The organism is Microvirga massiliensis, from assembly GCF_001006805.1.
GTDB classification, from domain to species: domain Bacteria; phylum Pseudomonadota; class Alphaproteobacteria; order Rhizobiales; family Beijerinckiaceae; genus Microvirga; species Microvirga massiliensis.
Map to the genome: position 1 here is coordinate 93,260 of NZ_LN811360.1, position 11,562 is coordinate 104,821.

Genomic DNA, 11,562 nt, shown 5'->3' on the forward strand with positions numbered 1-11,562 from the left:
AGGAGGCTCCTGTTGCTGAGAGCGACGAGATGGGCCTTGAGGCCAGCGATCTCTACGACCAGGCGGTCGCGATCGTGCTGCGCCACAAGAAGGCCTCGACCTCCTACATCCAGCGCCGGCTTCAGATCGGCTACAACCGGGCCGCCTCGATCATGGAGCGGATGGAGAAGGAGGGGGTCGTCGGGCCTGCCAACCACGCCGGCAAGCGCGAGATCCTGCTCGGCCACGACTAGGGCCGCGTCGATCACTCAACAGCCGGGCGCCCTCTGAGGCGCCCGTTTGCAATTCAGGAGCTTCCAGAAGCGAGATAGCTCAGGCACGTAGCTCTTCACTTCGGCGAAATCCGAGTCCACATCGACAACTAAACCGTGGCCGTGATGCCGCTTCTGCATGCCTGTGCGGGACTCAAGAACTTGACGCGTCCGCCGGCTTGCGCGCCTTCGATCGTCGCGGCCTGTCCCGCGACCGCGACGAGGCCAGCGAGATCCAGTCCGGTCGACACGCTGGCATTTTCGAACAGGAAGGCAACATCCTCAGTCGCGACATTGCCGGTCGCGCCCGGCGCGTACGGGCAGCCGCCGAGGCCGGCAAATGAGGCATCAAAAACGCGCACGCCCGCCTCGAACGCTTGCACTACGTTAGCGAGACCGAGCCCATAGGTGTCGTGTCCGTGGAATGCCCATGGCCGATCGGCACCGAAGGCGCTGCGGCAGCGCGCGAAGAACTCGCGCACCGCCCAAGGGCTCGCTCGACCGGTCGTATCGCAGGCGCAAATCTCGATATCATCCCGTGCCGCAAGCAGGCGCTCAACGACCGTGAGCACAGCCCTCTCGGAGGTCACGCCCTCGAATGGACAATGGAAGGCCGTTGCAAGGTCCACGCGCACTCTGAAGTCCGCGATGCCCTGCACGAGGGCCGTGATATCCACGAAATCCGCAAGCGATTGAGCGACACTACGGTGCACATTGCTGCGGTTGTGGCTCTCGCTCACCGAGAGGACATAGACGATCTCCTCCACGCCGTGCGCCAGCGCCAGTTCGACGCCCTTCCGGTTTGGGGCCAGGATGGAGAGGGCCACATGCGGCCGAAGGTTACGAACCGCTGTATGCACGTCGAACACATCTGCCATCTGCGGCAGCAGCTTCGGGTTTACAGCCGAGCCAATCTCGATGCGCCGGAGCCCGGAGTCGGCAAGCTTACAGGCGAACTCGATTTTTCGCTCGGTCGGAATGATCGGCGCGATTGCCTGGAATCCGTCGCGCGGCCCAACCTCAACGATCGTTACCTCTGCGCTCATATCACTCCCTCCCGCTTCAGCCGTTCCAGGCGGTCGGCGCTGTAGCCGAGCACGCCTCGGTAGATTTCCTCGTTGTGAGCGCCCAGCGCGGGGCCTGGCCAGCGTACAGGCATTTCCTCTTCCGAGAATTTCGGCACGACGCCCGGGTGCAGTAGCGGCCCAAACTCCGGATCATTCACGGTCTGCACCATACCGCGCGCATGATAGTGCGGGTCCTCCGCACAATCGGCAATCGTATAGATGCGGCTCGCCGGCACATCATTCTCGTCGAGCAACTCGCCCGCCGCTTGGGAATCGAGGGTAGCCGTCCAGGCCGAGATGGCGCAATCCAGCTCATCAACCCTCTCCAGCCGGCCGTTGTTGGTCTGTAGCCCCGGATCCTGCGCAAGATCCGGGCGACCAATGAGGTTCATGAGGCGAATAAAAATACGATCCGAATTGCCCGCGATCAGCAGCCAACGGCCATCGCCACAGCGATAGGCATTGGTGGGGGCGGCGGTTGGGATGCGCGATCCGCTTGGCTGGCGAACGATGCCGAGGCGGCCATATTCTGGAAGGCTGCCTTCCAGGAGGCTGAATACTGCCTCGTGAAGGGCAACATCGACTTGCTGCCTATGATTATGGGACTTTACGTCTCGCCGCCAGACGGCCGCGAGCAATCCGATCACCGCGTAAAGCCCAGCGATACTGTCTCCAAGGCTTATGCCAGTGCGAACCGGTGGCAGATCGCCGATCTCCGGGGGATATCCGGTCAGGTGGCGCAGCCCGCCAATCGCTTCGCCGATGACGCCGAATGAGACACGGTCCCGATACGGGCCCGTCTGACCATAGCCGGAGATGCTTACCAAGACGCAGGACGGGTTTGCCTCCTGCATCGCGTCGAACCCAACACCCCACGCTCCAAGCTGGCCTGGCCGGAAATTCTCGAGGACGGCGTCGGCGTGCCGAACAAGGTCGAGTAAGACCTCACGCGCACCAGAATGCTTCAAATTGAGCGTAATCGACCTTTTATTGCGCGCATGGACAGACCACCAAAGTGACCGGCCGTCGACCATAGCTCCCCAGCTTCGCGCAGGATCCCCGGAGCCGGGCTGCTCCACCTTTATAACATCCGCGCCGAGATCAGCGAGAACGCGCGTAGCGAAGGGGGCCGCAACGAAATGCCCAATCTCGATGACCTGCAGTCCAGCGAGTGGACCACTGCGTGTATTGTTCTGTACTTCCCGTGTCATCGCCCTGCATCCGATGCCTCGAACTTCGAAGGTGATGCTATTCGCCAGCCGACACATTCGCCAGAAACGTTGCGCGACGTCCCCCTTCTTCATTCGAGAATGCAAACAGGCCGCTCCGTGCGCATAGGTCACCTATGGGAACCCGCAATTGGCACCACGAGCGCCGATTGCGAAGGGGGCAATCGTGAAACACTAATGGCGTGAGCGCCAGAACCGCGTTTACTGTTCCTCAAACAATAGGAGGGAGACCAGCAGCCAATGCAGCGACTGGGCGCAATCAATCATCTGTGTCCAAGTAACAAGGGCAGGCCGGAGCAGAAGCACCATGGCAAAGGATAGTGCGAACGCCCAAAGCGGCTTCTACGGGACCTTTCCCCCCGGTCGCAGCCCGGTATTGCTAGTTGTCGACTTCCAGTGCGGCTTTACCGACACCGATGTCAGCCCGCTCGCCTCTGATTGCGGCGCTGTGATCAGAGCGACGAACAGGCTGATCTCCGCCATGCGCGGAGCAGGACCGGTCATATTCACCGTCGTTGGCTACGAACCCAACATGGCGGATTCCGGCATCTGGCCGCAAAAATGCGCTAGTCTCAAGACGCTGATCCGTGGGACGAAGGCAGTCGAGCTGGATCCACGCCTGGAATATGACCCAAGCTTTGACGCGATCCTGAACAAGCAGCAGGCATCAGCATTCTTCGGAACACCGCTCGCCGGGATTCTCGCCGCAAACCGCTGCGACATGCTCGTCATCGCCGGGTGCACAACCAGCGGCTGCGTGCGCGCCAGCGCCGTAGACGCCGTGCAATATGGCTTTCCGCCCTTCGTCGTGCGCGACTGTGTCGCCGACCGGTCGCCTGCGCAGCATGAGAGCAACTTGATTGACCTCGAAAGTAAATACGCCGAGGTTCTGGACCTCGAGAATACACTCGAGATCCTGACATCAATCAAGGCCGGCCGCGCCCAAGCCACAAAAGGATAGCCTGCGGCAATACTCAGCCGATTGCCCTCCCATAGGGGCTGTCAGCGAACGGGACGCGTTGCCTGCGCGGGGGTTGGGACCGCGAGAACAGACTCTACGCCGAGATAGTTCGGAGCAGAGAGTAATTAAGGGGGAAACCATGAATGTTTTTCGCAGCTTGGCGTTGGGGCTGACGGCTTTACTCGGGGTGAGTCAAGCCGCAGTCGCCCAGGAAAAGTTCGAGCTAACGTTCTCGACGTACCTTCCGCCATCGTACGAGTATGTGTGGAAACCAGTCGAGAACTTCGTGAAGACGGTCGAGGAAAAGAGCGGCGGCCGGGTCAAGATTAAGGTGTTCCATTCGGGCCAGCTGTTCGGCGGTTACGAGGAACTGCAGGCGCTCAGCCGCGGCAATATCGACATCACAAACATGACCGGGACCTACCCCAGCGGCACCGTGCCGGCACTGGGTGTGTTCATCCTGCCGTTCCTCTTCGAGGATGTTGGCCACTTGCAGCGGGCATTGAAGGCTGGTCTCCTTGATCTCGGCGTGGCGCAGGAGCTTCGCGACAAGCACGATGTCGTGGTGCTGGGCGTATCGGCGTTCGATCCGTACGTGTTCTACAGCCGGCGGGCTCCGATCACCGGCCCGAAGGACTTCAAGGGAAAGATTTGGGCCACCACGGGCGCAGCGGACGCAAGGGCTATCCAGCTCCTCGGCGGGTCTCCCACCAGCATGGCCTCATCCGATCTGTATCTGTCGTTCGATCGCGGCGTAATCGACGGCACGCCGCGACCGCTTCTGACCGGTATCGGCCGCAGTCTCTATGAAGTCGTAAAGCACGTTTCGCTGGTCAACTTCGCACTGGATACCTCTATACTAGCGATCAACCGGAAGACTTGGGATCGTCTGCCAAAAGATCTGCAGACAATTATAACTGAAGCGGCCGCCAAACGTGATGAGGAGCAATTTGACCGCGTCAAGGCGTACATCACCGAAGCGATTGCGAAGTACGAGGAGCGTGGCGTCAAGGTGCAGCGACTGGACGCGGCCGCCGTTGCGGAGCTGCGGCAAGCCACCAAGCCGGCGGTCGATGAATGGGTCCAAACTGTTCCCGACGGTCAGAAGTACCTCGACGTCATCAAGCAGACCAAGGGCCAGTGAGTGGCTGTTTGGAGGTCCGCTGACCTGCGGACCTCCATAGGGGGAGTGAGATGCGAAGGATCGTGCATGCGCTCGGTGGGGCGGCGAACGGCGGGAGCCGCGTTGGCATCCTCCTCGCCGAGCTCGGGCTACTGTCTCTGATGGTGCTAACGGCCTATTCAGTGGTAGCCCGCTATGTGTTCGAGCGGCCGAGCATGCATGCGTTCGAGGTAAGCGGCTATCTGCTGGTCGCCATCACTTGGACAGCGGCCGGCTGGGTGTTCAAGATTGACCGCCACGTAAGTATGGAAGCCGTCAGCCACCGTCTCGGCGGCCGATGGAAGATGATATCGGACGTAATCGCTCAGGCGTCCGTGCTGGTATTCTGCCTAGTCCTCGTCTGGGTCGGCGCCCTCAGCACCGTGGAGGCGCTGCAGCGCGACTACCGGTCCGCGTCTCTCTTGCGATTCCCGCTTTGGACGGTCTACGCCTTTATACCAATTGGCGCTGGCGTGCTCGGCCTCGCCGCACTCCGGAGGCTGGTGCAAACAATCTGCTCTGCCGTTGACGGTACCGGAGTACGGCAGTGATGACTGATCCGACCCTAATCATTACACCCGTTCTGGTGCTCTTCGCCGCACTGCTCGCCTTTGGCGCGCCGATCTTCGCGTCCCTGGGCGTGGCCAGCTTCCTCGGTATCTATCTGCATAGCGGCCTCCAAGGTTTGATGGCGGTGCCCGACATCCTGCACCGCGGTCTTGCCAGCTACTCGCTTATCGCAATTCCGCTATTCATCCTCATGGGTGAGGTGATCGCGCGAACCGATATAGGTGCTCGACTCTATACCCTGTTCAACGCGTGGCTGAACCGGCTTCCGGGCAATCTCGCGGTCGCCAGCGTTGGCAGCTGTGCCCTGTTCGGAGCGATGAGCGGGGTGAGCGTTGCAGGAGCGGCAACCATCGGCCGCTTTGCGGTGCCGCAGATGCTCCAACGCAACTATGCTGGCAGCCTCGCCGGCGGCTCTGTCGCGGCGGCTGGCGCGCTGGCTCTGCTCATTCCGCCAAGCATCGGCTTCGTTCTGTACGGCGAAATGGCCGACCAATCCATCGGAAAGCTGTTCATCGCAGGGATCGTGCCGGGGATCCTCGTGACTGTCCTGATGATGATCTACATCTGCGGAATCGCGCTACTCCGGCCGGAGTTGGCGCCACGTGCAGAGGCGGCTGTGAGCTGGCGCGAGCGGTTTTACGCGATGCGGGAGGTGTGGCCTGCGCTGCTGCTCGTGTTCCTTGTCCTCGGGACGATCTATCTCGGGATTGCCACCCCCACCGAGGCCGCCGGTATTGGCGCGGCGGGCGCTTTCCTGATTGCGGCGGCGTACCGGCAGCTCTCGTTCGCCACTGTGATCGAGATCTTCCGCTCGACCGCCGTGACTACTGGCATGATCCTGCTCATCCTCGCGTCGGCGCTGCTGTTCGGATATATCATCACGCGACTGATGATCCCGCAGGCGCTCGTGATGTGGATCGCCGAAACGAACTATCCGACTTGGGTCATTCTGACCCTCATCCTCGTGTTCCTGCTGATCGTCGGCATGTTCCTCGACATTGTGTCGATCATCCTGATCACGACGCCGATACTGCTTCCGGTCATCACAGCACTTGGACTCAGCCCGATTTGGTTCGGTGTCGTCATGATCATCGCCTGCGAGATCGCGGTCATCACGCCCCCGGTCGGACTGAACCTTTACGTGATTAAAGGCATCGCGCCGGATCTGCACATCAACGACATCATTCGGGGCGCGTTGCCGTTCGTGCTGGTCCAGATCCTAGCGATCGTCATCCTGACGCTGCTTCCATCTCTGGTGCTATGGCTGCCCAGCATCATGTGATGGCGTACCTCACCGGAACCGATCTCTGATCAGCGAGGTTTGCGTTCTAACGCAAAGCGACTTGCGTCCAGCGGATGCTCGTCCCGCTGTCGACCCGTTTCCAGCGGGCACTCCGGTGGAAACCCGTCCATCCCGCTGCTGCGAGCCTTGTACAGGATTCCCAGACCTCGGAGCTGCGCCCCGTGGCTGCGGGCATTATTGGCTCCAGGTCAGGACCAGCCGCCTTTGTGTTGCTTCCGTGGCTGGGCGTGCGCCGTGGTCGATCAGGTGCTGCGCCAGGAGCTGGGCCGATTTTGGAAGTTCACCGAGGGATCGGACGCAAAGATTGAGCTGTCGATTGGCCCAGGAATCCGTTAGCCGCACGCTCCTCAACCCCATGAGGTGTGCGTAGGGTGCGACACATGCCTCGGGCATGACCCCGATCCCGATGCCGTTCGCGATCAGCCGTCGCAGCGCATCGAAGCTCGACACCATGGCGATAAGATTGATGCTGCGTTCCTGTCGGACCACCGGCGCCGTGATAAGGTCGTGCAACGATGTGCCAGCCTGCATGCCGACATGGTCGTATTGAAGCGTGTCACTGAAGCTGATTGATAAGCGCCCTGCGAGGGGATGACGATTTCCGACGACGATCACCAGGTGGTCGCGGCGGAACGGGAAAACCTCCAGGTGAGGAATCGTTGCCTCCCCGGCGAAAATGCCCACGTCGGCTAGGCCGTCGCGCACGGCGCGCTGCACATCGGCCGACGTCTTCTCCTCGAGCACGAGGCGGACCTTGGGATAAGATCTAGCGAATGCGGCCAGCTCCTCGGGTAGGAATTCGAGCAGCGCTGAGCTGTTGGCAAAGAGGCGCACATTGCCCTGTAGCCCCTCACCAAACTCTGCGAGGTTGGTCTGCATTCGCTCGAGGATGAGAAACAGATTGCGAGCGTGATCGAGAAGGGTCTTACCCGCATCAGTGATGACAAGACCGGTCCGCTGCCGATGGAACAACACGGCATTGAGCTCGTTCTCGAGGTCGCGGATTCGCTTGCTTGCCGCCGAGGTCGCAATGTTCATTTCAGCGGCCGCACGCCCGATCGAGCCACACTCGGCAACCCTGAGGATAATCTTCAACGTCAGAAGGCTGATATTCTCAACTGCCATCCCTACCCCCGTGCCATATCTTGAATCTGTTTTCTTGAGTGCACAGCCTGTGCTTCTGGCACTGTTCAGCTGTCAGATGCTACGCGCGCCGAAGGGATAAGGCACTGGCAAGCGAGGCCGAGGAGGCCTGATGGCCCCCGACCTTCAGGCCGACCGGGTTCGAGGGGACGTGGTTGGCGTGGTGGATCGGTCCAGTTGAGAGCCAGAGGATCTTTCGTTCCAGATCTGCCAGAAAGGGATGCCGCGCGTCAGCCATCGGGTCAATCTCGAAGAAGCCGTAACGTCCCCCCTGGAACGCCGATGCGATCTTGACAGAGCATGCGTGGCATGACTTTTCAAAATTTCCGGCTCAAGACCAAGATTTGGCGTTGTTGGGGATAAATCCGCGCTAAAATGGCAAAACCAACTAAAATCTTACTCGACGTTATCGATCGCAAGATCCTTTCTGCTTTGCAAGCGGATGGGCGCATGAGCATCCAGGCTTTGGCCGAGAGAGTCGGCCTGACGACCTCGCCTTGCTCGCGCCGCGTGCGCATCTTGGAGGAAGTCGGGGTAATCAAGGGTTATGTCGCGGTGGTCGATCAGACGACCGTCGAACTTCCGGTCAGCGTGTTCATCTCGATTAAGCTCGAGCGGCAACGCGAGGAGGAGTTGGATCGTTTCTCAAAAAGCATAGCCAGCTGGCCCGAGGTGCTCGAATGCTACCTGATGACCGGACAGCGCGACTACCTGATGCGCGTTGTCTGCGCAGACCTGCCGGCCTATGAGCGGTTTCTGAAAGAAAAGCTTACACGGTTGGAAGGGGTAGCCTCAATTGAATCCAGCTTTGCTCTTGGGCAAGTCAAATACACCAACGTCTTGCCGATCTAGTTGTCTGGCTGCGAGACGTTTTTTGCGGCTCTGACGACTTTCAGGGTCTGAGGTAAGGCGCGTCGATCGGGAGACTTGCAACGCGGATTGGCGAGGCCGGCGTACGTGACACGAAGGTGAGGTCATCGAGCGGAGACCCGGTGGCGCGGCGTAGGGCACAGACGATGGCGCTCTTCTTGTCACTGGCCTCCCAGGATAGCTTGTCGGGGCGGCTGGGCGGCGCTGGCAGTTCGCAACCTCACATGCGCCATGTGCACTGTCTCGGGCCGATCCCGGAGTGAGTCGGCCGCACCCCTGAGGGTTCGCGAACCGGCGATTTCGCGGCGCACAGCCGGGGTGTTACTAGCCTGCGGATGGATGGCCGATCTCAGGATCTCCCTCGACAAGGAGCAGCCAGGATCGGACGAGCCCATCACCCGCATTTACCAATATTGAACACCTCCAGCTACGGAGCACGCTTTGGATTGGGACAAGTTGAGGATCTTCCACACGGTCGCGGAGGCGGGCAGCTTCACGCGCGCCGGAGATGGGCTCGACCTCAGTCAATCAGCCGTCAGCCGCCAGATCAGTTCCCTCGAGCGGGAACTCAAGGTCCCGCTCTTCCATCGCCATGCCAGAGGACTCATGCTCACTGAGCAAGGGGACATCCTCTACCGCGCTGCTCGCGACATCCACCAGCGGCTTGCCGTCACTCGGGCCCGACTGGTCGAGACCAGCGAACGCCCTTCAGGCCCCCTCAAGGTGACGGCCAGCGTGGGTTTGGGCGCAAACTGGGTGGCGCGGCGGATTCCGGAGTTCCTGGATCTTTATCCTGAGGTCCAGGTTGAGCTGATTCTGACCAGCGGAGCGCTCGATCTTGCCATGCGTGAAGCTGACGTCGCGATCCGCCTGCACAGACCCTTTGAAGCAGACCTCATCCAGCGCCGGCTCTTCACCGTGCACTATCATGCCTGCGCCTCGACGGACTACATCAAGCGCTTTGGTGAGCCGCGGACGCTGGATGAACTCGAGAGCCACCGCCTGATCACGCTCTCAGACGACCAGCCTGCGCACTTCCTGAATGTGCACCGGTTTTTAACCCGCTTTCCGGACCTCGCAGAGCCACGGCAGGTTCATCTCTGTGTCAATGATGCGCAGGCGCTGAGAGCGGCAGTCGTCTCAGGCGCGGGGATCGGCATGGTGCCTGATCATGCCTCGGAGGGGCACCCCGAGCTCGTCCGGCTGCTGAGGGATTACGAGGCGCCGTCACTGGACTGCTACTTCGTCTACCCGGAGGCGATGAGATCGGTCGCCCGATTGCAGGTGTTCCGTGACTTTCTCCTCCAGAAGGCCCAGCGCTGGGCCCACTGATCTTGCCGGCGCGCGAACACCGATCCGGCATCCGCTCGCGAGGAACACCAGACCCGATTCAGCCTGCCTGTCCTGCCCAGCGAATTCGGCTAGCATCGGCAACCGAATTCATACGGGAACAGGCGACCTTTTCTACTCGCCGCCGTCGAGGGACGACTCGGCCTGCGCCAAAGCACGCTGAAAGCCCTCGATGAGGTCGCCGCTCTCAAATCTCAGGACGGCGTGACCCTCTACGGTAAGACAGGATCCGGCCCCGTTCGTTTCGGCGATGTCGAGGGCGCCTTCCAGGGCTGGCTTGCGGGTTATGTCAGACGCCCGGAGACGAGGCCCGTGACCTTCGCTCTCTACACCCGCGGCCCAAGCTATTCGTGGCATTCGGTAGCAAAGACCACTAGAGCATCGGATGAGAAGTCGGATCCGGTGAGTTTTGCATCTCAGCAATCCCTGGAGCCATCTCAAGGCCACTGGTGGTGCGTCCACTTAATGGTCCGATTCTCTAGTTGTTTGGTAGCGGAACGTTGTTGGGACCGGGTGCGGTGGGCGATTGAGGAGTACGCGTGGCGCTTCGAGCGGTCGGACCGCCCTTGCCAATCGGCGCTACAAGCCGCCTAATTCAGAGACTTTGCATCAGGCCCTCAAGGTCGTCGCATCCGCAAAGGACGTCTCGCATCCGGACATCGCGGGCGAGGCCTGAGATCATGTTGCTCACTTGGTCTTGCCTCCGCTCACCCATGAGGAGGTGCAAGCCCAGGGGAGCAGCGGCGCTGGACCCGATTGCCCGTTGCCGGGCAAAATGCTCCAGCGCAAGGGTCTTCCGGCTTCGCTCGCACATGATCTCGAACCCTGCCGCGCGCAGGGCCTTCCGGTACTCCGCCGGGGACGCAATCGCATTATCGTCGGGCTTGGTAGCCCAGGGCAGCGGATAGGCAAGCTCACCGTCGGCCTCGCGCATGACGTCATACAAGCCCAGCATGGAGCCGGGCAGCAGGACGCGGCTGATCTCAAGGAACAGCTTGGCCTTGTCCTGGACATTCATGCCGACATGCAGCATGCAGGCCGCGCTGAAGGTTCCATCTTGGAACGGGATCGCGAGCGCGCTTGCATGATGCAGGGAGACGCGGTCATCAGGCCCAAGCCACTTGCAAAGCATCGTCCCTGCCTCGACGTAATCCCGCGTCAAATCGATGCCAGACACCCGGCACCCGGTCTTTGCGGCGGCGAACTGTGCCGTTCCAGCGAGGCCGCATCCGACATCAAGGAGATGATCGGTCGGGGTGAGCGGGATCCGTTCGATCAATTCCCGCGTGGCCAGGCGGCCGCCGATGTGGAACTCGTCGATGGCTGCGAGATCATCGGCAGTGACGGTTTGCGGCGTCTTTCCCGACCTGAAGATCGCCGCCTGGATTGCCGTGATCAGGCCGCCACGTGCGTAGTGATCCGCCACGCTGGCTTCTGCGGGGGTCAGGTCAGCAGCTGCGCTGCACGCAGGGTGGCCTGCAGGGTGCGGGAAAGATCGCCAAGCCGATGGATCGACACGGTTTCCATTACGGCCAAGCTACAGGAACAAACCAGGAAAGCAAGGATTGAATCCGCTGCGCGGCAGGTCTGTTCTTAATCTCAAGCCTCTGAAGGGAATGGGTCGTCCTGCAGGCATTCGTATGGCCGTTCCCCAAG

The 11,562-nt window shown here is 61.0% G+C and carries 10 protein-coding genes and 2 pseudogenes; 7 read left to right on the forward strand and 5 right to left on the reverse strand.

Going from position 1 to position 11,562, the window contains the following annotated elements:
* Positions 1-233 (forward strand): DNA translocase FtsK (locus tag BN1233_RS28430; protein WP_147707624.1); only part of this gene is annotated, 233 nt, incomplete at its 5' end.
* Positions 234-361: 128 nt separating this feature from the next.
* On the opposite strand, the gene BN1233_RS28435 is transcribed toward BN1233_RS28430, so the two are convergent.
* Both BN1233_RS28435 and BN1233_RS28440 read right to left on the reverse strand, forming a co-directional pair.
* A complete protein-coding gene (locus tag BN1233_RS28435; protein WP_046867028.1) occupies positions 362-1,297 on the reverse strand; it encodes a hydroxymethylglutaryl-CoA lyase in 936 nt (311 codons plus the stop codon).
* Positions 1,294-2,529, reverse strand: a complete 1,236-nt coding sequence (locus tag BN1233_RS28440) for a CaiB/BaiF CoA transferase family protein (RefSeq protein WP_046867247.1) — start codon at positions 2,527-2,529, stop codon at positions 1,294-1,296. The genes BN1233_RS28435 and BN1233_RS28440 overlap by 4 nt, the downstream gene beginning before the upstream one ends.
* 325 nt (positions 2,530-2,854) lie before the next feature.
* On the opposite strand from BN1233_RS28440, the gene BN1233_RS28445 reads away from it, so the two are divergent.
* The 4 genes from BN1233_RS28445 (at position 2,855) to BN1233_RS28460 (ending at position 6,522) form a co-directional block, all read left to right on the forward strand.
* Positions 2,855-3,508, forward strand: coding sequence for an isochorismatase family protein (locus BN1233_RS28445; RefSeq protein WP_046867029.1), 654 nt, complete (start codon positions 2,855-2,857; stop codon positions 3,506-3,508).
* 139 nt (positions 3,509-3,647) lie between these two features.
* Positions 3,648-4,652, forward strand: a complete 1,005-nt coding sequence (gene dctP, locus BN1233_RS28450) for a TRAP transporter substrate-binding protein DctP (RefSeq protein WP_046867030.1) — start codon at positions 3,648-3,650, stop codon at positions 4,650-4,652.
* A 50-nt stretch (positions 4,653-4,702) separates the two neighbouring features.
* A complete protein-coding gene (locus BN1233_RS28455; protein WP_046867031.1) occupies positions 4,703-5,221 on the forward strand; it encodes a TRAP transporter small permease in 519 nt (172 codons plus the stop codon).
* On the forward strand, positions 5,221-6,522 hold the full coding sequence (locus BN1233_RS28460) for a TRAP transporter large permease (protein WP_046867032.1): 1,302 nt from the start codon (positions 5,221-5,223) through the stop codon (positions 6,520-6,522). The genes BN1233_RS28455 and BN1233_RS28460 overlap by 1 nt, the downstream gene beginning before the upstream one ends.
* 195 nt (positions 6,523-6,717) lie before the next feature.
* Here the strand turns inward: BN1233_RS28460 and BN1233_RS28465 are convergent, their stop codons facing one another.
* Positions 6,718-7,668 (reverse strand): LysR family transcriptional regulator, encoded by a 951-nt coding sequence (locus tag BN1233_RS28465; RefSeq protein ID WP_046867033.1) that lies wholly within the window; start codon positions 7,666-7,668, stop codon positions 6,718-6,720.
* 393 nt (positions 7,669-8,061) lie between these two features.
* Between BN1233_RS28465 and BN1233_RS28470 the strand changes: the two genes are divergently transcribed.
* Positions 8,062-8,538 carry an Lrp/AsnC family transcriptional regulator gene (locus BN1233_RS28470; protein WP_046867034.1) on the forward strand — a complete coding sequence of 159 codons (477 nt, stop codon included), beginning with the start codon at positions 8,062-8,064 and terminating at the stop codon, positions 8,536-8,538.
* 109 nt (positions 8,539-8,647) lie between these two features.
* On the opposite strand, the pseudogene BN1233_RS51250 reads toward BN1233_RS28470, so the two are convergent.
* A pseudogene (locus BN1233_RS51250) lies at positions 8,648-8,755 on the reverse strand (IS481 family transposase); the annotation flags it as partial.
* Between the two features lie 242 nt (positions 8,756-8,997).
* Here BN1233_RS51250 and BN1233_RS28475 point away from each other — a divergent pair.
* The gene (locus BN1233_RS28475) at positions 8,998-9,888 is read left to right on the forward strand and encodes a LysR family transcriptional regulator (protein WP_046867035.1); all 891 of its coding nucleotides are present in this window, start codon (positions 8,998-9,000) and stop codon (positions 9,886-9,888) included.
* 961 nt (positions 9,889-10,849) lie between these two features.
* Here the strand turns inward: BN1233_RS28475 and BN1233_RS51255 are convergent.
* Positions 10,850-11,332: pseudogene (locus BN1233_RS51255) on the reverse strand (class I SAM-dependent methyltransferase); the annotation flags it as partial.
* Positions 11,333-11,562: the final 230 nt, after the last annotated feature.

Bases quoted from the DNA above. Each gene is read 5' to 3' on its own strand.
- dctP (WP_046867030.1), top strand. From the start codon at position 3,648: ATGAATGTTTTTCGCAGCTTGGCGTTGGGGCTGACGGCTTTACTCGGG.
- BN1233_RS28465 (WP_046867033.1), bottom strand. From the start codon at position 7,668: ATGGCAGTTGAGAATATCAGCCTTCTGACGTTGAAGATTATCCTCAGG.
- BN1233_RS28470 (WP_046867034.1), top strand. From the start codon at position 8,062: ATGGCAAAACCAACTAAAATCTTACTCGACGTTATCGATCGCAAGATC.
- BN1233_RS28460 (WP_046867032.1), top strand. From the start codon at position 5,221: ATGACTGATCCGACCCTAATCATTACACCCGTTCTGGTGCTCTTCGCC.
- BN1233_RS28440 (WP_046867247.1), bottom strand. From the start codon at position 2,529: ATGACACGGGAAGTACAGAACAATACACGCAGTGGTCCACTCGCTGGA.
- BN1233_RS28435 (WP_046867028.1), bottom strand. From the start codon at position 1,297: ATGAGCGCAGAGGTAACGATCGTTGAGGTTGGGCCGCGCGACGGATTC.
- BN1233_RS28455 (WP_046867031.1), top strand. From the start codon at position 4,703: ATGCGAAGGATCGTGCATGCGCTCGGTGGGGCGGCGAACGGCGGGAGC.
- BN1233_RS28445 (WP_046867029.1), top strand. From the start codon at position 2,855: ATGGCAAAGGATAGTGCGAACGCCCAAAGCGGCTTCTACGGGACCTTT.